Annotated in this window: 19 protein-coding genes and 3 tRNA genes; 5 read left to right on the forward strand and 17 right to left on the reverse strand. The window is 72.8% G+C overall.

Features of this window, described 5'->3' with window-relative positions:
- Positions 1–43: 43 nt before the first annotated feature.
- From NI26_RS10985 to NI26_RS10995, 3 genes are read right to left on the reverse strand one after another with little or no spacing between them, the layout of a single operon-like run.
- Positions 44–1,081, reverse strand: coding sequence for a UDP-N-acetylmuramate dehydrogenase (locus tag NI26_RS10985; protein ID WP_066658454.1), 1,038 nt, complete (start codon positions 1,079–1,081; stop codon positions 44–46).
- Positions 1,078–1,503 carry a MaoC/PaaZ C-terminal domain-containing protein gene (locus NI26_RS10990; RefSeq protein WP_066655238.1) on the reverse strand — a complete coding sequence of 142 codons (426 nt, stop codon included), beginning with the start codon at positions 1,501–1,503 and terminating at the stop codon, positions 1,078–1,080. Before NI26_RS10990 ends, NI26_RS10985 begins: the two co-directional genes overlap by 4 nt.
- Complete coding sequence (locus NI26_RS10995; RefSeq protein ID WP_081984962.1) at positions 1,500–1,949, reverse strand: MaoC family dehydratase N-terminal domain-containing protein; 450 nt, start codon at positions 1,947–1,949, stop codon at positions 1,500–1,502. Before NI26_RS10995 ends, NI26_RS10990 begins: the two co-directional genes overlap by 4 nt.
- 119 nt (positions 1,950–2,068) lie before the next feature.
- On the opposite strand from NI26_RS10995, the gene NI26_RS11000 reads away from it, so the two are divergent.
- The gene (locus NI26_RS11000) at positions 2,069–2,446 is read left to right on the forward strand and encodes a hypothetical protein (protein ID WP_066655242.1); all 378 of its coding nucleotides are present in this window, start codon (positions 2,069–2,071) and stop codon (positions 2,444–2,446) included.
- A gap of 311 nt (positions 2,447–2,757) precedes the next feature.
- Here NI26_RS11000 and NI26_RS11005 read toward each other — a convergent pair.
- The 5 genes from NI26_RS11005 to NI26_RS11025 form a co-directional block, all read right to left on the reverse strand.
- A tRNA-Met gene (locus NI26_RS11005) sits at positions 2,758–2,834 on the reverse strand.
- Between the two features lie 32 nt (positions 2,835–2,866).
- Positions 2,867–2,938 (reverse strand) — tRNA-Thr (locus NI26_RS11010).
- Between the two features lie 92 nt (positions 2,939–3,030).
- Positions 3,031–4,242, reverse strand: a complete 1,212-nt coding sequence (locus NI26_RS11015; protein ID WP_066655244.1) for a M23 family metallopeptidase — start codon at positions 4,240–4,242, stop codon at positions 3,031–3,033.
- Positions 4,243–4,421: 179 nt separating this feature from the next.
- Positions 4,422–5,243, reverse strand: a complete 822-nt coding sequence (locus NI26_RS11020) for an inositol monophosphatase family protein (protein ID WP_066655248.1) — start codon at positions 5,241–5,243, stop codon at positions 4,422–4,424.
- Between the two features lie 87 nt (positions 5,244–5,330).
- Positions 5,331–5,412, reverse strand: a tRNA-Tyr gene (locus tag NI26_RS11025).
- A 118-nt stretch (positions 5,413–5,530) separates the two neighbouring features.
- On the opposite strand from NI26_RS11025, the gene NI26_RS11030 reads away from it, so the two are divergent.
- Both NI26_RS11030 and cls read left to right on the forward strand, forming a co-directional pair.
- Entirely contained in the window at positions 5,531–6,019 is a 489-nt protein-coding gene (locus NI26_RS11030) for a YajQ family cyclic di-GMP-binding protein (protein WP_066655250.1), read from the forward strand.
- Positions 6,020–6,029: 10 nt separating this feature from the next.
- Positions 6,030–7,490, forward strand: a complete 1,461-nt coding sequence (gene cls, locus NI26_RS11035; protein WP_066655251.1) for a cardiolipin synthase — start codon at positions 6,030–6,032, stop codon at positions 7,488–7,490.
- Positions 7,491–7,532: 42 nt separating this feature from the next.
- On the opposite strand, the gene NI26_RS11040 is transcribed toward cls, so the two are convergent.
- The 4 genes from NI26_RS11040 to NI26_RS11055 are packed head-to-tail and all read right to left on the reverse strand — an operon-like array spanning position 7,533 to position 11,993.
- A complete protein-coding gene (locus NI26_RS11040) occupies positions 7,533–8,654 on the reverse strand; it encodes a heparan-alpha-glucosaminide N-acetyltransferase domain-containing protein (RefSeq protein WP_081984963.1) in 1,122 nt (373 codons plus the stop codon).
- 10 nt (positions 8,655–8,664) lie between these two features.
- The gene (locus NI26_RS11045; RefSeq protein ID WP_066655254.1) at positions 8,665–10,035 is read right to left on the reverse strand and encodes an FAD-dependent oxidoreductase; all 1,371 of its coding nucleotides are present in this window, start codon (positions 10,033–10,035) and stop codon (positions 8,665–8,667) included.
- Positions 10,036–10,092: 57 nt separating this feature from the next.
- Complete coding sequence (locus NI26_RS11050; RefSeq protein WP_066655261.1) at positions 10,093–11,169, reverse strand: polyprenyl synthetase family protein; 1,077 nt, start codon at positions 11,167–11,169, stop codon at positions 10,093–10,095.
- 32 nt (positions 11,170–11,201) lie between these two features.
- Complete coding sequence (locus NI26_RS11055; RefSeq protein ID WP_066655267.1) at positions 11,202–11,993, reverse strand: demethylmenaquinone methyltransferase; 792 nt, start codon at positions 11,991–11,993, stop codon at positions 11,202–11,204.
- A gap of 84 nt (positions 11,994–12,077) precedes the next feature.
- On the opposite strand from NI26_RS11055, the gene NI26_RS11060 reads away from it, so the two are divergent.
- Positions 12,078–13,337 carry an isochorismate synthase gene (locus NI26_RS11060; protein ID WP_066655269.1) on the forward strand — a complete coding sequence of 420 codons (1,260 nt, stop codon included), beginning with the start codon at positions 12,078–12,080 and terminating at the stop codon, positions 13,335–13,337.
- Positions 13,338–13,381: 44 nt separating this feature from the next.
- On the opposite strand, the gene menD is transcribed toward NI26_RS11060, so the two are convergent.
- On the reverse strand, positions 13,382–15,169 hold the full coding sequence (menD, locus tag NI26_RS11065; protein WP_066655271.1) for a 2-succinyl-5-enolpyruvyl-6-hydroxy-3-cyclohexene-1-carboxylic-acid synthase: 1,788 nt from the start codon (positions 15,167–15,169) through the stop codon (positions 13,382–13,384).
- A complete protein-coding gene (locus NI26_RS11070) occupies positions 15,117–15,494 on the reverse strand; it encodes a PLDc N-terminal domain-containing protein (RefSeq protein WP_066655273.1) in 378 nt (125 codons plus the stop codon). The genes menD and NI26_RS11070 overlap by 53 nt, the downstream gene beginning before the upstream one ends.
- 78 nt (positions 15,495–15,572) lie before the next feature.
- Here NI26_RS11070 and NI26_RS11075 point away from each other — a divergent pair, with 78 nt between their 5' ends.
- Positions 15,573–15,914 carry a DUF4229 domain-containing protein gene (locus NI26_RS11075; RefSeq protein WP_066655275.1) on the forward strand — a complete coding sequence of 114 codons (342 nt, stop codon included), beginning with the start codon at positions 15,573–15,575 and terminating at the stop codon, positions 15,912–15,914.
- A gap of 82 nt (positions 15,915–15,996) precedes the next feature.
- On the opposite strand, the gene NI26_RS11080 is transcribed toward NI26_RS11075, so the two are convergent.
- Genes NI26_RS11080 through NI26_RS11090 form a run of 3 tightly spaced genes read right to left on the reverse strand, consistent with a single transcriptional unit; the run spans position 15,997 to position 19,114 of the window.
- Positions 15,997–16,992 carry a 1,4-dihydroxy-2-naphthoate polyprenyltransferase gene (locus tag NI26_RS11080; RefSeq protein WP_235426349.1) on the reverse strand — a complete coding sequence of 332 codons (996 nt, stop codon included), beginning with the start codon at positions 16,990–16,992 and terminating at the stop codon, positions 15,997–15,999.
- Between the two features lie 24 nt (positions 16,993–17,016).
- A complete protein-coding gene (locus tag NI26_RS11085) occupies positions 17,017–18,168 on the reverse strand; it encodes an AMP-binding protein (protein ID WP_066655277.1) in 1,152 nt (383 codons plus the stop codon).
- Positions 18,169–18,184: 16 nt separating this feature from the next.
- Positions 18,185–19,114, reverse strand: coding sequence for a 1,4-dihydroxy-2-naphthoyl-CoA synthase (locus tag NI26_RS11090; protein WP_066655279.1), 930 nt, complete (start codon positions 19,112–19,114; stop codon positions 18,185–18,187).
- Between the last annotated feature and the right edge of the window lie 53 nt (positions 19,115–19,167).

Here is a 19,167-nt window from a genome sequence, read left to right on the forward strand (position 1 = left end):
CGCGAGACTGCGACGGCCGGGAGGCGCGGCGACCGTCCGGTGGTCAGCTCGCGCCGAGCAGGTCCCCCACCACGACCGGCTCCGGGACCAGCGAGACGCCGAAGCGGTTCAGGACGGTCACCTGGACGTACCGCGCGAGCTCGGCGACCTGGGCTGCGGTGGCACCCCCGCGGTTGGTCAGCGCCAGGGTGTGCTTCGACGAGATCGCGGCGTGCGACCCGGGGACCGTGTACCCGCGGTGCACCCCCGCGTGCTCGATGAGCCACGCGGCGCTGAGCTTCACGTCGTCGCCGGCCGGCCAACGAGGGGCCTCCGGCGGCAGCGTCTCGGCGAACCCGGCCGACACGATCGGGTTCGTGAAGAACGAGCCGGCGCTCCACGTGTCCGGGTCGGCGTCGTCGAGCACCATCCCCTTGGACGACCGCAGGCGCAGCACCGTCGTCCGGATGGTCATCGGGTCGACCGGGGTGCCGAGCTCGACGCCGAGCGAGCCGGCCAGCTGGGCGTAGCGGACGGGCACGCCCTCGACCACGGTGGCGCCGAGCCGGAACTCGACCGTCAGCACCACGCCTCGTCGCCCGTGCTTGAGCGTCGAGGTGCGGTAGCCGAGCGCCAGCTCGGCCGCGTCCACCCACGCGCGTTCCCCCGTCGACGCGTCGAGGAACTCGATGCGGGAGAGCACGTCGGAGAGCTCGACCCCGTAGGCGCCGATGTTCTGCACGGGGGCGGCACCGACCGTGCCCGGGATGCCGCTGAGGGCCTCCAGGCCGGTCCAACCGTTCTCGACGGTCGTCGCGACGAACCGGTCCCACGGTTCACCGGCCGCGACGCGGACGGTGACGCCGTCCTCGTCGGGCTCGGCGTCGACACCGCGCGTCCGGACGAGCACGACGGTGCCGGCGAAGCCGTCGTCGGCGACGAGCAGGTTGCTGCCGCCACCGACGACGAGCCACTCGTCGTCCTGCCACGCGGTGTGCGCGTGCGCGACGAGCTCGTCGGTCGTGTCCGCGACCAGGAGCGTCGCCGCAGGACCTCCGACGCGGAACGTGGTGAGGTCGGCGAGTCGCGTCGACACGGTCAGCGGAACACCACCGTGACCTGCGCCTTGCCGAGCACGGTCTGCCCGGCGGCGGTCACGGTGAGGTCGATGCGCTGCGGACGCCCCTGGTCGTCGACGGTGCCGACCTTCGCGACGACGCCGACGGTCGCGCCCTGCTCGGGGTCGACGACGACGGGGCGGGTGAATCGGACGCCGTAGCGCTGGACCCAGCCGCGGTCGCCGAGCCACTCGGCGACGGGCTGGACGGCGAGCCCCATCGTCAGCATGCCGTGCGCGAGCACGCCGGGGAGCCCGACGGAGGCGGCGACGTCGTCGCGGTAGTGGATCGGGTTGAAGTCGCCCGAGGCACCGGCGTAGCGGACGAGCGCGTCGCGGGTGAGGTGGACCTCGCGCTCGGCGACGACGGTGCCGACCTCGAGCGCGGTGGCGGGTGCGGTGGTCATGCGTCGTCTCCTCGGACCACGAGGGTGGAGGTCGCGGTGACGACGTGCTCCCCCGAGGCGTCCTGCATCGTGCTCTCGGCGGTCACCATGGCGTTGCCGCCGAGGGTCTTCACGCTGGTGACGGTGAGCGTGGCGGTCAGCTCGTCGCCCGCGACGATCGGCCGGTCGTAGGTGAAGGACTGCTCACCGTGCACGACGCGGGAGAAGTCGATGCCGGCGTCCGGCTCGGCCAGGAGCTGGGCGAGCGTCGCCTCCTGCACGACGACGGCGAAGGTCGGCGGGGCGACCACGTCGGTGTAGCCGGCGGCGCGGGCGGCGTCGGGCTCGTGGTGGATCGGGTTCGTCGCGAACACGGCGCGCGAGAACTCGCGCACCTTCTCACGACCGACCAGGTAGGGCTGGGCCGGCGGGAACGTCCTGCCGACGAGCTCGGGGTTCACTGACACGCGTGGGAGTCTACCGAGCACGCTCGACACACGCCCTCTCCCTGAGCATGCATCGGCTATGCTCGCCGCACGGTGTCCGGGGGGACGCCGGGTACGACTCCGGGGACGGGGAGGGACTCATGGAGCACACGACGCAGTACGCGGTCCACACGGGCGACCGGTGCACCGCCATGGAGGTCGCCGGCGCGGCACTCCGACAGACCGGGCACCGGGTCGAGTCGACCGGGGGCACGATCACCGCGACGATCGGCAACCGGCTGCTGACGATCCTGCTCGGCGCCCTCGTGCACCCGGCGCGGGAGTTCCGGCGGTACGAGCTCTCGACGACCGTCACGGGGACGTCGACCACGATCACGCTCCGGCACGCCCAGCACGCCACGGCGGTGTCCGGGGGCGGCATCGGCTCCGGGCGTCGGCGGAGCGCCCGGCAGCAGGTGGAGGCGACGCTCGAACGGGCCCTCCGGGCGGCGGGAGTGCTGACCACTCCCCCGCGCTGAGGCGCGACCGCGGAGCGTCACAGCGCGGCAGGGGCAGGCACACCCGGCGAGAACGGGCGCGCCTGATGAGGACAGTCGTACCTGGCGAGAACGGGCGTACCTGGCGAGAACGGGCGTACCTGGTCTGCCAGGAACCCTCGGCATGCTCGATCCCACTCGGTACAGCGCCCGCGATGGGAAGGATCGGGCGGAGCGACGGGCCTCGGATCAGACCGATGACGCCCCGAGCCGACGTGCCTCGAGACCGACGCAGCCCGGGAACGACGCGCCCCGGGAACGACGAAAGCCCGGCGATCTGGCCGCCGGGCCTGTGGTAGCGAGGACGGGACTTGAACCCGTGACCCCACGATTATGAGTCGTGTGCTCTAACCAACTGAGCTACCCCGCCGGAGATCCGGAGCGACAACAGCTCCGGGTCGGAGCCCCGAGTCAGGATTGAACTGACGACCCCTTCCTTACCATGGAAGTGCTCTACCACTGAGCTATCGGGGCGAGTGCCGCTCGGCGGCACCAGACGAGCGTAGCAGACGTGCGACGGTGGTCGGGAACCGGACGTGTCGCCCGGGCGTGCCGCCGCTCCTCCGCTAGTTCGCGTTGGCGCGGAGCCAGGTCAGCGGGTCCACCGGGACGCCACCGACGTGGATCTCCAGGTGTAGGTGCGGGCCGGTCGAGTTGCCGGTCGACCCGACCTCGCCGAGTTCGTCGCCGACGGCGACCTCCTGCCCGGTGACGACCTTGAACGTGCCGTCCTTCATGTGGCCGTACACGCTGACGAACTGCTTGCCGTCGACGTCGTGCTGCACCCACACGTCGTTGCCGAAGCCGCCGTCGTGCGCCTGCACCTTGATGACCGTGCCCGCGGCGACGGAGCGGATCGGGGTCCCCTCGCCCGGGGCGAAGTCGACGCCCATGTGGTTCGTCGAGCAGAACGAGCAGCCCTCGACCTGACGACCGCCGAAGCCCGACGTGATCGGCACCCCGGTCAGGAACGGCCACTGGATCGAGCCGTTCGGGTCGTTCGAGAAGGACGACGCGTCGACGTTCTTGTACTGCGTGGCGGACGTCACCGAGTACTGGTCGCGGGTGGTCTCGGCCTCCACGGCACCGTTGCCCACGCTGAGGGACTGTGCTCCGCCGGCGGCGGTGGCGCGAGCCGCGGTGGTGTCCGCCGGCGGCACCCAGAGCGCCTGCGCCGGCAGCGACGTCGACACGACCAGCCCGGCGGCGAACAGCAGTGCGCCGACGGCGGTGACCCGCGAGGCGTTCCGGCGGAAGGCGTCACCGCGCGTGCTGCCCGTGGACACCGACGACGCCGAGGCGCTGCTGATGTGTCGGGTCGCACGGTCGACGCGGACGGCCGCGGCGGTGCGCCGTGCACGGCCGCGGCCGGCCTCCGGAGCCCTGCCGCCGGACGTCGGGGCGGTCGCGGGACGTCGCGCTCCCGACGGACGGACCGCATCGACGACCGGGGTCGGGGCGCGCGAGGCGTCCGCCGCCGGCGCGACGTCGGGCGAGACCGGCGCGGGCGGCGTGACCGCTCCGGCGGACGGTGCCGGCCGGACCGGTGAGGCCGGCGCGAGGTCGATCGGTGAGACCGGGGCTGCGGGCGTCGTCGGGGCGACGAGCTCGTCGAACGACGGCACGTCGACCGGGGACTGCGGAGCCGCTGCGGAGCGCGGGGTGCTGGTCGCAGCCGCTCGACGCTCGGCCTCGATGCGTGCGCGTCGCGTCAGGTGCACGGCCGGCTCGGTCTCGGTGCGGGTGGGCGTCTGCGCAGTCGTGGAGGCGTGGGGCATGTGTTCGAGGCTGATCCTGATCGGGGCACGGGGCGCTCGTGTGTAACGAGCAGATAACGGGACTGGAGCACGCTAGCAGGGGCCGTCGCGCACCGCCAGTCGTCTGCACGACCGTGCACCGTCCGCGAGCGGTGCCCCACCGGACCCTGCCGGCGCCCGGCGAGTGCGCCTCCGGGCCGTCAGTCGGCGAGCACCTCGGACTCGAGCCGACGGACCAGGGACTCCAGCTGGTCGGCGACGGCGGGGGCCGCGAACAGGAAGGAGCGCGTGCCGCCGGCCTCCCAGATCCGGACGCTCGCTCCGGCCTCGGCGGCGACGAGCGACCCCGCCGCCATGTCCCACGGGTTGATGCCGCGCTCGTAGTACGCGTCGACGGTGCCGGCCCCGACCGCGCAGCAGTCGAGCGACGCCGCTCCCGCGCGACGGACGTCCCGCACCTCGCCGATCAGGCCGGCCAGCACCGCGACCTGCTCACGCCGACGGTCGGCGGTGTAGCCGAAGCCCGTCGCGACGAGCGTCTCCGCGAGGGACGACGGGGTCGACACGCGGAGCGGGACGCCGTCGCGTGTCGCGCCCTCGCCGGACACCGCCCGGAACACGGTGCCGGTCGCCGGCGCCACGACGATCCCCGCGAGCGCCTCCCACTGCGTCGGGTCCGCGCTCCCCCGCACGACGCCGATGCTCACCCCGTACTGCTCACTGCCGTAGAGGTAGTTGACCGTGCCGTCGATCGGGTCGACCACCCAGGTGATCCCCGTGGACCCGGCACCGGAGCCGGACTCCTCGCCGTGGAAGGCGTCGTCGGGACGCGCCTCGGCGATCCGCGTGCGGACGAGGTCCTCGACCTCCCGGTCGGCAGCCGTGACGACGTCGACGATGCTCGACTTCCGGTCGGCGACCTCGACCCCCTCCGCTCGTCGGCGGGCCGCGAGCGCTGCTGCCTCACGGGCGATCGACTCGGCGAGGTCGGCGAACTGGGCGGGAGCGAGGCTGTCGGGCATGGCACCAGCCTGCCGGATCAGGCCCCGGAAGGACGCCAGGCCGGGAACGGCAACAGCCCCGTCCGGATCGGACGGGGCTGTTCGCTGTGGCAAGTGAGGGATTCGAACCCCCGAAGGCTACGCCGGCTGATTTACAGTCAGATCCCTTTGGCCGCTTGGGTAACTTGCCGTGTGCGCACCCGACCGGTGTGGTCACCAACCGAAGGCGCGCTGAAGAGCATACCGGACGTCGGAGGGTGCTCGTGACCACCGAACCGGGATCCCGTCGCGCCGTTAGGCTGTCCCGCATGGCAGACAGTTCCTTCGACGTGGTCAGCAAGGTCGACAAGATGGAGGCGGAGAACGCCCTCAACCAGGCCGCCAAGGAGATCGAGCAGCGGTACGACTTCAAGGGCGCCGACGCCTCGATCGCGTTCAGCGGCGAGGACGTCCTCATCAAGGCGAACTCCGAGGAGCGCGCCAAGGCCGTCCTCGACGTGCTGCAGACCAAGGCGATCAAGCGGAACATCTCGTTGAAGAGCCTGGACGCCGGAGACCCCTACCCCTCGGGCAAGGAGTACCGCATCGAGGTGAAGTTCAAGAACGGCATCGAGCAGGACGTCGCCAAGAAGATCGGCGCGTTCCTCCGCGCGAACGCCCCGAAGAGCGTCAAGAGCCAGATCCAGGGCGACGAGCTCCGCGTCTCCTCCAAGAGCCGCGACGACCTGCAGAACACGATCCAGCTCCTCAAGGGTGAAGAGTTCGACGTGCCGCTGCAGTTCATCAACTTCCGCTAGCGCCGCGCCCGTGGAGCACTGGCTCGGCGTCGCGGTCACCGTCCTCCTGGTCCTGCTGGACCTGGCGATCCGCGTCTTCTCGATCATCTACGTCCCCTACAACCGGAAGCCGCAGACCGCGACGGCCTGGTTGCTCGCGATCTTCCTGATCCCCTACATCGGGTTCATCGTCTTCATGGTCATCGGGTCGACGAAGCTGCCGAAGGCACGGCGCGAGAAGCAGACCGAGATCAACGCGTACATCCTCGAGCAGACCGAGGGCATCGAGCGTGTGCGCCGCGACCACCCGTGGCCGCTGTGGCTCGAGTCCGTGACGAAGCTGAACCGCGAGCTGGGCGCCATGCCCCTGGTCGGCGGCAACTCCGCCGAGCTCTACCCCGACTCGTACGAGTCGGTGCAGGAGATGACGCGGGCGATCGACCAGTCCCGGCGCTTCGTGCACGTCGAGTTCTACATCGCGACGATCGACGACACCACCCGGCCGTACTTCGAGGCGCTGGCCCGTGCCCAGGCACGCGGTGTCACCGTGCGGTTCCTGCTCGACCACTGGGCGAGCCGCGGGTACCCGGGCTACAAGGACACGCTCGCGTTCCTCGACCGGGCGAACATCGAGTGGCACCTCATGCTGCCGCTGCAGCCGCTGCAGGGGAAGTTCCAGCGGCCCGACCTGCGCAACCACCGGAAGATCATGGTCATCGACGGCTCGGTGGCCTTCACGGGCTCGCAGAACCTCATCGACCCGTCGTACGACCTGCAGTCGCACATCGAGAAGGGCATGGTCTACAAGGACCTGTTCGCCCGGTTCGAGGGTCCCGTCGTCGCGGGACTCAACGCCCTGTTCGTGACGGACTGGTACAGCGAGACCGACGAGCTCCTGCTCCGCGAGAGCGACCCCGTCCAGCGCGCCGACCGCGGCGACGCGCTCGACTGCCAGGTCGTACCGTCCGGGCCCGGCTTCGACGGTGAGAACAACCTGCGCCTGTTCAACGCGCTGCTGTACTCCGCACAGGAGAAGGTGTCCATCACCTCGCCCTACTTCGTCCCCGACGACTCGATGCTCTACGCGATCACCACGACCGCCCAGCGCGGGGTCGAGGTCGAGCTCTTCGTCGGCGAGATCGGTGACCACGCGATGACGTGGCACGCACAGCGCTCCTACTACGAGGAGCTCCTGCGCGCCGGTGTCCGGATCTGGCTCTACCGGGCGCCGACGATCCTGCACGCGAAGCACTTCACCATCGACGACGACGTCTCCGTCATCGGGTCGAGCAACATGGACATGCGGTCGTTCAGCCTCAACCTCGAGGTCTCGGTGATGGTGCGCGGCAGCCGGTTCGTCGACGCGCTCCGCGGTGTGCAGGCCGCGTACAAGGACGCGTCGTTCGAGCTCACCCTGGACGCGTGGCTCGAGCGCCCGCGCCGGTCGCAGGTCCTCGACAACGTCGCGCGGCTCACCGCCGCCCTGCAGTAGGGACCCACGGCCGGGAGGATCGGCGACCGCCCGCCTCCCCGGTCAGGGCGCGGCCGGCACCAGACGGGTGAGGCGAGCGACCAGGCGCTCGAGCGGTCCACTCCCGAGGAACGTGCGCCACAGCATCGCGAACAGCACCGACCCGATCGCGAACCCCGCCCACACCGTGCCCGACTCCGGGTACTCCGGCAGCAGCGCGATCACGACGAGGTGCCCGGCGTAGACCGTCAGCGGCATCGACCCCACCGCGGCGAGCGGGAACGCGATCCGCGAGACCGTCCGGCCGCGGCCGTCGAACACCAGGGTGCACAGGGCGAGCACCGCCACCGCGACCCCGGCGGTCCCGACGACGTCGACGACCGACGACGAGTGGTCGCGCGGGGACAGCAGCAGCTGCGCGAGCGCCACGGCTCCCCCGCTGCCGTCCGGCGCCCACGGGACCCCGGGGAACGCCTCGACCCCGGCGTCGACCGGGACCGGCGCCAGGACGTTGCCGACCGCGTAGGCCGCGACGGCGACCAGCAGCCCGGACGCGAGGAGCGCGACCTGCGCACGCCGCGCCTCCGGTCCGACCCTGGCGACCGCGAGACCGACCAGGACGTAGGCCAGGAAGGTGACCACCGGGTAGACCAGCCCGAGTTGCACCTCCCACATGCCGGCGCCGGCGTAGGACGGTGCCGACGCGAGCGCAACCACGGGCGACAGCAGCGCGCACACCGCCGCGGCGACGAGCAACCAGCCCGGTCGCCACCGGAGCGCCGGCAGCACCAGCAGGAAGAGCGCGCCGTACGTGGGCAGGATGACGTAGACGGGTGTGCCGAGCGCCATGAGCAGGAGCCCGACCGCGACCACCGCCACGGCCCGGATCGCCAGCCGTGCCCGGATCCGCCCGATGGCCGGTGGTCCTGGCGGATCCGTCCGTCCGCTCGTCAGACCGATCGAGACGCCCGCGAGCACCGCGAACAGGGTGGAGGGCCGTCCGTGCGCCACGGCGGACCACGTGCCGGGGTCACCCCAGTCCACGGCCTCGGCGATGCCGCCGACGTGGGCCGCCATCATGCCGAGGAGCGCGAGCGCCCGCGCCACGTCGACGCCCTGCAGACGACCGGGCGCGACGAGCACGCCCCGCATCGCGGCGGGCGGTGCGGGGCGTGACGCGGTCATCGTGCTGCGGTCAGCTCGTGGGCGAGGGCGTGCGTCGGAGCGAGACGTCGACCATCTCGTCGCGCGGGACGACCTTGATGCGCTCGCGACCCTCCGCGGCGCCCAGGGCCTGCTCGTGCTCGTCGAGGGCGTGCCAGCCGTCGAGGTCGGTGTAGTCCACGCCGCGCTCGCGGAGCAGTGCCGGGACCGCCTCGGGCGACGGGTCGGCCGGCGTCCACCACGAGGCCTGGTCGTTGACGATGTGCTGGACGGTCTCCATCGCGTCGGACTTGGTGTGCCCGATCAGGCCGACCGGGCCTCGCTTGATCCACCCGGTCGCGTAGACGCCCGGGAGCGGCGAGCCGTCCTCGTCGAGCACCTGGCCCTCGCGGTTCGGGATGACGCCGGTCTTCTCGTCGAAGGGCACACCGGGCAGCGGGGAGCCGAAGTAGCCCACCGCTCGGTACACGGCCTGCACGGGGAGCTCGCGGACCTCGCCGGTGCCCTCGACGCCGCCCTCGCCGTTCGGCCGGGTGCGCTCGTACCGCAGTGCCGTGACGTGGCCGTCCTCGCCGACGATCTCGACGGGCTTCGCCCAGAAGTGCAGGTGGAGCCGGCGACTGGCCTGCCCGACCTCACGCGTGCGCCACTGCTCGAGGACACGGTTCATCACCATGACCTGCTTGTTGGTCTGGATCGCGGTGAGCGATGCCTCGTCGTGGTCGAAGTCCTCGTCGTACACGACCATGTCGACGTCGCGGAGCTCACCGAGCTCGCGGAGCTCCAGCGGCGTGAACTTCACCTGCGCCGGACCGCGTCGTCCGAACACGTGCACGTCGGTGACCGGGCTCGCCTGCAGCCCCTCGTACACGTTCGCCGGGATCTCGGTGGGCAGCAGGTCGTCGGCGTGCTTCGCGAGGATGCGGGACACGTCGAGCGCGACGTTGCCGTTGCCGATCACCGCGACACTCGACGCCGTGAGCGGCCACGTGCGCGGCACGTCCGGGTGCCCGTCGAACCAGCTGACGAAGTCCGCGGCACCGTGGGAGCCGTCGAGGTCGACCCCGGGGACGTCGAGCTCGGCGTCCTTGATCGCGCCGGTCGAGAACAGCACGGCGTTGTAGTGCTGCTTGAGGTCGTCGAGGGTGATGTCCTCCCCGAAGCGCACGTTGCCGAAGAGTCGGACGACTCCGCGGTCGAGGACGTCCCGCAGGGCGTTGACGATGCCCTTGATGCGCGGGTGGTCCGGTGCGACGCCGTAGCGGACCAGGCCGTAGGGCGCGGGGAGCTGCTCGAAGAGGTCGATCGACACGTCGGTGCCGTGCGCCTCGCGCAGCAGGATGTCCGCGGCGTAGATGCCGGCGGGACCGGCGCCGACGATGGCGATTCGCAGGGTGGGCACTGATGTCTCCAGTTCGTTCGGGCGGGTGCTCCCGGTGGGCCTCGGCGGGCCCTCGTGTCAGCGGCTGCGTTCGACGACGGACTCGGCGAAGCGGGTCAGCGCGCGCTTCACGGTGCCGTCGGGCAGCGGTTCCAGGGCCTCGACCGCCTCCTCCGCCCAACGGACGGCGACGGCGCGGGTGGCGGTGGTGGCTTCGTGCTCGCGCAGCGCGGCGACGGCCGACCGGTACGGCGCGGAGTCCACGGCGTCGTCGGGGGCGTCCTTCACGTCGTGCTCGATCCGGGCGAGCAGGTCGGCCGCGCCGTCGTCGGCGGCGGCCAGGCGACGCAGCTGCAGCAGCGGCAGGGTGTCCACGCCGGCGCGCAGGTCGTTGCCGGCGATCTTGCCGGTGCGGTCCTTCGCCGGGGCGAGGTCGATGACGTCGTCGACGAGCTGGAAGGCGACGCCGACCTTCTCGCCGAAGGTCCCGACGGCGTGCAGGTAGGCGCGGTCGGCTCCGGAGAACATCACGCCGGCGCGGGCCGCCGTGGCGATCAGCGAGCCCGTCTTGTCGCTGAGCACCTGGATGTAGTGCTCGACCGGGTCGTCCCCGGGCTGCGGGCCCGTCGTCTCGTGCAGCTGCCCCATGCAGAGGCGCTGGAAGGTCTCCGCCTGCATCCGGATGCCCTCGGTCCCGAGGTCGGCGGTGATCAGGCTGGCACGTGCGAAGAGCAGGTCGCCGGTCAGGATCGCGACGTTGTTGCCGTAGGTCACGTGCGCCGCCGGGACCCCCCGGCGGACCGGGGCCTCGTCCATGACGTCGTCGTGGTACAGCGACGCCAGGTGGGTGGTCTCGATGCTCACCGCGGCCTTGACCACCGCGTCGGTCACCCCGTTGCCCAGCTGCGCGATGAGCAGCGTCAGCGTCGGCCGGATGCGCTTGCCGCCCGCCGAGAGCAGGTAGCGGCTCGTGGTGTCCGCCAGGGTGTCAGTCGAGCGCATGGCCTCCTCGAGGCCCTGCTCGACGAGCTCGAGCCCGTCGTCGACCGCGCTGATGAAGCGGCGCTCGGACGGGGTCGCGAACAACCGCTCGCCGATGCCCAGCGAGGCGCGGAGGCTCGGTGCGCGGCGTGCGACCGGGACGCTCGGGTTCAAGTGCTGCTCCGTGTTCGGGGTCGGGTGACCGGTCAGGCGTCGCCGGGTTCGACGCTCGGCTGCTCGCCGGTGTGCTGGTGCTCGCGACGGGCCTTCGCCCGGCGGGCGACGGACTCGCGGACCGTGCCCGCGACGGGCTTGCGGCCGCGGTGCAGCGCCACGATGCCCGCGGTCAGGTTGCGGTGGGCGACCATCGTGAAGCCGACGCCGCGCAGCCACTGGCTGAGGACCTGCTGGTCGGGCCACGCCTCGATCGACTCGGCCAGGTAGCGGTAGGCCGCCGGGTTGCTGCTCGACAGCCGCGCGATGCCCGGGAGCACGCGCTTGAGGTACGCGCCGTAGCCGAAGCGCAGGAGCGCCACGGGCGGCGTGGAGAACTCGCAGATGACCAGTCGGCCCCCGGGCTTGAGCACCCGGAGCATCTCGGTGATCGCCTGCATCGGGTCGTTGACGTTGCGCAGGCCGAAGGAGATCGTCACCGCGTCGAACGAGTCGTCGTCGAACGGCAGGTGCTCCGCGTCACCCTCGACGAACGTGATCTCTGGGTGCCGCTCGCGCCCGACCGCGATCATGCCCGCCGACAGGTCGAGCGCCGTGACGTCGGCGCCCTTCTTCGCGAACGCCGCTGCGCTCGTGCCCGTCCCGGCCGCGATGTCGAGCACCCGCTCGCCCGGCTGGGGGTCGACCGCACGGACCGTCGCGACGCGCCACAGCGGGGCGTTGCCCGCCGAGAGGATGTCGTTCGTGAGGTCGTACTTCGCGGCGACGTCGTCGAACATGGCCGCCACCTCGTCCGGCCGCTTGCTCAGGTCCGCTCTGCTCACCGCACCATCCTAGAGGTCGCGGCCCCGGGCTGCCCGGACGCCCGGCCGGGGTCCGGCGGGTCGCTGCGCGCGTACGATCGGTCCGTGACCCGAACCACCACGGCGGCCCCCTCGCTCACGGTCTCGACCCGGATACTCGACGACCCGGGGGACGTCCTGCGCCACACCCTGCGGGACGCGCCGCTGGCGTTCGTCCGGAGCGGTGACGGCATCGTCGGGATCGGCGAAGCGCTCCGGTTCACGTTCTCCGGAGCCGACCGCATGCGGCAGGCGTCGGCGGTGTGGCGTGACCTGGTGCAGGGCGCCACGGTGGACGACCCCGTGCAGCTGCGCGGCACCGGGCTGGTCGCGTTCGGGTCCTTCGCGTTCGCCGACGACTCCGCCGAGCAGAGCGTGCTCGTCGTGCCGCGCGTGGTGATCGGCAAGCGCCGCGGCAAGGCCTGGCTCACCGCCGTCGACACGACACCGGACCCGCAGCCCCTCGCGTTCTCGCGGACCTCGGTGCCGGTGCCGGCCGTCGGCGGGCACGTCTCGGTCGCCTTCGGCCCCGGCCGGGTCGACGAGGACGCCTACGCCGCGTCCGTCGCGGACGCCGTCCGTCGGATCACCGCAGGCGAGGCCGAGAAGGTCGTCCTGGCGCGCGACCTGGTCGGCACGCTGCCCGCCGGTGCCGACCGACGGGCGGTCCTGCTCGACCTGGCGGCGGCCTACCCGCAGTGCGTCACCTTCGCCGTCGACGGACTCGTCGGAGCGACCCCGGAGACCCTCGCCCGGACCGACGGCACGGAGCTGTCGGCGCGGGTGCTCGCCGGGAGCGCCGCGCGCGGCGACGACCCGGTGTCCGACCGGGCCGCGGCCGAGGCCCTGGCGTCGAGCGCGAAGGACGTCGAGGAGCACGGCTTCGCGATCACCAGCCTGCTGCAGGCGCTCCGGACCGTCGCCACCGACGTCCGCGCGGACCCCGAGCCGTTCCGGCTCCAGCTGCCGAACCTGTGGCACCTGGCCACCGACGTCCGCGCGACCCTGCCGGTCGGCACCACCTCGCTCGACGTCGCCGACGCCCTGCACCCGACCGCGGCCGTGGCGGGCACCCCCACCGACGTCGCCGTCCGACTGGTCGCCGAGCTCGAGGGCGTCGACCGCGGTCGCTACGCGGGGCCGGTCGGCTGGCTCGGCGCGAACGGCGACGGCGAGTGGATGCTCGCGCTCCGCAGCGCCCGGATCGACGACGACGGGACCGTGCGCGCGTGGGCCGGCGCGGGGATCGTCGCGGGGTCGGACCCGGCGCGCGAGGTCGCCGAGACCGCCCTGAAGTTCCGTCCGATCCGCGACGCGCTCGCCTGACCCCTGACCCCTGACCCCTGGCCTTCGGTCCCTGGCCCCCGTGGTCAGTCGGTCAGCGGCACCTCGACCACCAGGCGCTGGGCCGGATCGGTGAGTGCACCCTCGAGGTCGCCCCACGTCCCGGCCCGTCGGTAGGACCAGCCGAGACCGGTCACGACACGCTCGACGTCGACGTGCTGCGGTGTCGTCATCATGCGGCGCATGTCCTGCTCCGGGGTGGTCGCGGCGACCTCCAGCCCGCGGAAGATCGCACCGCCACCGTCGTTGCCGACGACGACCTGGACGCGGTGCGTCGGCTCCTCGGTCCCGGTGACGAACGCCCCGAGGTCGTGCAGGAAGGTCAGGTCGCCGACGAGCACCCGCGTGGTGCCGACGGAGTCGGGCGTCCGTTCGAGCGCGGCCGCGATGCCGAGTGCGGTCGAGACCGTGCCGTCGATACCGGCGAGACCGCGGTTGGCGTGCACCCGGACCTTCTTGCCCGGGACGTGCGCGTCGGCGACACGGATGAGCTGCGAGGCACCGAGGACGAGCCGGTCGTGCGGCCAGGTGGCGCCCCAGACGGCGTCGACCAGCATGGTGCGGTCGACGGGCCTGCGACGCAGGGCGACCTCGTCGCGCAGGTACCGGTTGCGCTCGGCGCGGTCCCCCGACCGCTTCGCGTCGAGGTCCGGACCGGCGTCACCGTCCCCGAGGAGCGCGCGACTGGTCGTCACCCACCGCCCGACCCACGCGCGGTGTCCCGGGGTGGTGCGGCCCGTCACGCGCACGTCGGACACGAAGGTGGTCGCGGCGTCCGGCCGGGAGGCACGGGCCGGGTCGAACGGGTCGGCCCCGGGTCCGCGGACCACGATCGTCTCGACGTCGGCCCGCTGCAGCAGGGCCGGGACCTCGCGACTGAGCGTCGGGTGTCCGAGGACGACGGCTCGACGGACCGCTCCGCCGAGCTCGGGGTCGCGCAGCAGCTCGCGGTAGGCGACGACCAGGTTGCGCCCGAACCGCGCGCCGCTCGACACCTCGGCCAGCAGCGGCGCACCGAGCTCCCAGGCGATCCGTTCGGCGTCCTCGCCGGCGTCGTGTCCGGCGATGACGACCGTCGCGGGTGCGTCGTCCGGCGCGAGTTCGACGACCGGCAGTCCGGCGTGCACCCGACGACGGGCGTGGTCGGTGTCGACCTCGTCGTGGGGCACGGCGGCGACGTCCTCGGCACGCAGCCCGGCGGAGAGCGGTTCGCGGAACGCGACGTTCAGCTGGACGGGACCGGGCTGCCCGGTGTGCCCGGCGGCGACGGCGACGGCCTCCCGGGCGAGCGTCCGGACGGCGTCCGCGTCGACAGCGCCGTCCGCGGTGGGCGCCTGCACGTCGCGCACGAAGGACACGGCAGGGCCGAACATGCCCGGCTGGACCGTGGTCTGGTTGCTGCCGATGCCCCGCAGCTCGTCCGGCCGGTCGGCGGAGAGGACGACCATCGGCACGCCGGAGTGGTGCGCCTCGAGCACGGCCGGGTGCAGGTTGGCGACGGCGGTGCCCGAGGTCGTGACGACCGCGGCCGGACGGCCGGACTCGACGGCGAGCCCGAGGGCGAAGAACCCGGCGGTCCGCTCGTCGAGCCGGACGTGCACCGTCGTGCCGCCCGCGCGCTCGAGCGCGACCGCCGCGAGGGCGAGCGCCTGCGACCGGGAGCCCGGGCTGACGACGACGTCGGTCACCCCGGCACGGGCGAGTTCCCGCAGGAGTGCCAGGGCGAAGTCGGTGGCAGCGCTGCCGGACCCCGCGGACCCGTCAGCGATCGGCGGGGCGGTCGTCGTCTCGTTCGTCGCGGTCGCGTCGTTCATCGCGGAACTGGTCCTCGAGGTCTCGGAGGGTTTCGTCGTCCTGGTCCGTTCCGGTGCGGAGTGTCCCGGGGCCGCGCGGGCCGCCGAGGAAGTCGGGGTCGTCTTCGGGTCCACGGTACCGGGGCGCCGGCCCCGGGGTGGCGGGCGCCCGGCCGAGCACGAACCACAGCAGGCCACCGAGCACCGGGAGGACGAGCACGAGGAGGATCCACCACCCACGCCGCAGGGAGCGGATGCGCTGCCGCGGCATGGTCGCGCAGTCGATGACCGCGTAGACCGTGAAGGCCACGGCGGCGACGGCGATGATCAACCACAGACGGACCATGCGACGACTCTAGGCAGCGCGCCTGGGACCGGGCTGCCCGTCAGCCGGTGCACGAACGACGCCACGTAGGATCATCGGGTGAAAGCGTGGCTCGTCTACACCCTTGCCCGACTCGGCATCTTCGCCGCGGCGCTGGCGGTCCTGTTCGTCATCGGCCTGCGGTGGTACTGGGCGGCGATCGGCGCCGCGCTGATCGGCCTGCTCGTGTCGTACATCGCGCTGCCCGGGCTCCGCGGTCGGGTGACCTCGGACATCGCCGCTCGCCGGGGTCGACCGGAGCGGGACGCCGACTCGGACTTCGAGGACGACTTCGTCGACGCCGCCGACACCGACGCGGCCGACACCGGTGCGCCCGCCGCCGACCGAGCGGTCTCGGACGCCGACCGGCACCGCGCGCGTCGCGAGCACGACGAGGACTAGTCCCGGTCCTCGTCGTTCGGGCGGGCGGTCGAGCGACCGAGGTCGAGCGGCGGCTCGACCTCGGTCCCCGCGTCCGACGCTGCTACGGCAGGAGGACCAGGGTCAGGCCGAGCACCACGCCGTAGGCGAGCGACGCGAACGACGACAGCTGCAGCGCCGTGATGAGCTCGCGGGGCTTGCGGGACGAGACGCCGATCGCGAGCGCGGGGAGCGCGAGCAGGAGCGAGAAGTACGCGAAGCCGGTGCGGAAGTACAGCAGCACGAACCAGAGCAGCACCACGTACGGCAGCATCAGGAACAGGCCGAACAGGACCCGTGCGACGGGGCGGCCGACGACGACGGCGAGCGTGCGCTTGCCGGCCTGTCGGTCCTCGTCCACGTCGCGGATGTTGTTGACCATGAGCACGGCGCAGGCGAAGAACCCGGCGGCGACCGCAGCCGCCCAGCCGCTCGTGGTGACCGCCTGGATCTGCACGTACTGGGTGCCGAGCACGGCGACCAACCCGAAGAACACGAAGACGAAGACCTCGCCGAGGGCGTTGTAGCCGTAGGGCTTCTTCCCGCCCGTGTAGTACCAGGCCGCGACGATCGCCGCCGCCCCGACGAGGAGCAGCCACCACGTGCCGGTGAGCAGCACGATCACCAGTCCGGCGACCGCCGCCAGTCCGAAGAACGTGAGCGCGACCGTGAGCACGGTGCGCGGCTTCGCCAGCCCCGCACCCGTGAGCCGGGCCGGGCCGACGCGGAACTCGTCGGTGCCCCGGACGCCGTCCGAGTAGTCGTTGCTGTAGTTCACGCCGATCTGCAGGAACAGCGCGACCGCGAGCGCGAGCAGGGCGACCGCCAGGTGGTGGTCGCGGCCGAGGTACGACCCGAAGTCGCCCGGTTCACCGGAGTCGACGAACGCGACGCCGGTGCCGAGCACGACCGGCACGACGCCGAGCGTGAGGGTCCGGAGCCGGGCGCCGCCGATCCAGTCGCTCGCGGTCGCCCGCTGCTTCGTGCGCTGCGGTGCCGCGGCCTTCGCCGGGTTGCCGCTGCGGCCCTTGACCGGGGTCCTGTTCTTCGTACGTGCCACGGCCGACCATCGTATCCGTGACCGCTAGGGGGTCGGTGCGCCCCCGCGGTCCGCGAGTGCCCGGACGGCCCGGCGGTCGGGCTTGCCGGACGCGAGCATCGGCACCGCGTCGACGACCAGGACCTCCGCGGGACGGGCCGCACGGCCCAGGGTCTCCGCGACGTGGGCGCGGACCTCGTCGAGGTCGAGCGGACGTTCCGTGACGACGACGGGCACCTCGCCCCACTCCCCGGACGCGCGCCGCGTGACGACCGCGGCGTCCTGGCCCGCGAGCTCGCGCACGCGCCGTTCCACCGCCCCGAGCGGGACCTTCTCGCCACCGGACACGATGACGTCGTCGAGCCGCCCGAGCACCCGCAGCCGTCCGTCGTCGTCGGTGGTCGCAGCGTCGCCGGTCCGGTACCAGCGGTGGCCGTCGCGCTCGGCGAAGGTCCGGGCCGTGCGCTCGGGGTCGTCGAGGTACCCCTCGGCGAGCATCGGGCCGGCCAGTTCGAGGGCGCCGTCGACGAGTTCCGCGCGGACCGTCCCGAACGGCGTGCCGTCGTACACGCAGCCACCGCTCGTCTCGCTCGCGCCGTACGTCGTGACGACCCGGACACCGGCGTCGAGGGCACGCTGCCGGAGCGGTGCGGGCGTGGCCTGGCCCCCGACGAGCACGGCGGCGAAGCGGGTCGCGGCGGCGGTGGCGCGGGGGTCGTCGAGCACGCGGGCGAGCTGCACCGGGACGAGCGAGGTGTAGCGCCGCGGCGCCTCGGGACCGACGTCGAGCCGGTCCACCGCGTCGGCGAACGCCCGGCCGTCGAAGTGTCCCGGCGGGAGGACGACGGGCGTCGTGCCCGCCGTGACCGATCGGGTCAGCACGTTGAGCCCGGCGATGTAGTGCGTCGGCAGCGCGAGCAGCCACCGGCCGGGCCCGCCGAGCGTCGCGTCGGCGGACGCGGCGCCCGCGAGCAGCGCCTCCGACGACAGTGCCACGCGCTTGCCGGTCCCGGTGGAACCGCTCGTCTCGACCACCAGGGCGACCCGGCGGGCGACGTGCGACGGCGGGCGCGTGGGCAGCGCCGGGCCGTCCTCGGCGACGGGGAGCAGCGCGGGTCCGCCGGCGAGGGCAGCCTCCAGGCCGCGCAGCACCGCCGACGGGTCGGACGCGCCGACGGCGACCAGCGCGCGGTTCACCGGTGGGCCCGCGGGGTCAGTAGTGCCACGGGAAGGACGTCCACTCCGGCGGGCGCTTCTCGAGGAAGGCATCCCGGCCCTCGACCGCCTCGTCGGAGGCGTAGGCGAGGCGCGTCGCCTCGCCCGCGAAGACCTGCTGGCCGACCATGCCGTCGTCCACGGCGTTGAACGCGTACTTGAGCATGCGGATGGCTGTCGGGGACTTGCCGAGGATCGTCTCGCCCCACCGGATCGCCTCGCGTTCGAGGTCCTCGTGCCGGACCACCCTGTTCACCGCGCCCATCTCGTACGCGCGCTGCGCCGAGTACTCCTCAGCGAGGAAGAAGACCTCGCGCGCGAGCTTCTGGCCGATCTGGCGGGCGTAGTAGGCGCTGCCGTACCCGCCGTCGAAGGACCCCACGTCGGCGTCGGTCTGCTTGAACCGGCCGTGCTCCGCGCTCGCGATCGTCAGGTCCGCGACGGCGTGCAGCGAGTGCCCGCCGCCGGCGGCCCACCCGGGCACGACGGCGATGACGACCTTCGGCATCATGCGGATGAGGCGCTGGACCTCGAGGATGTGGAGCCGCCCCATCGACGCCTGGGCGGCAGCGGGGTCGACGCCCTCCGGCGGGGCGCCTTCGTCGCCGACGTACTGGTAGCCGCTGCGGCCGCGGATGCGCTGGTCACCGCCGGAGCAGAAGGCCCAGCCCCCGTCCTTCGGGCTCGGGCCGTTGCCCGTGAGCAGGACGACACCGACGCGGGGGTCCTGTCGCGCGTCGTCGAGGGCGCGGTACAGCTCGTCGACGGTGCGGGGGCGGAAGGCGTTGCGGACCTCGGGCCGGTCGAACGCGACGCGGACGATGCCCTGCGAGACGTGCTTGTGGTACGTGATGTCGGTGAAGTGCTCAGCGACCGGTGCGGCGGTCCAGACGTCGGGGTCGAACAGGTCGGAGACGGGAGCAGCCATGTGCCCACCGTATCGCCGGCGCCCGGCGCCCGGCGCCGGCCCGCGCCCGAGGC

This window comes from Curtobacterium sp. MR_MD2014, from assembly GCF_000772085.1.
GTDB lineage: Bacteria > Actinomycetota > Actinomycetes > Actinomycetales > Microbacteriaceae > Curtobacterium.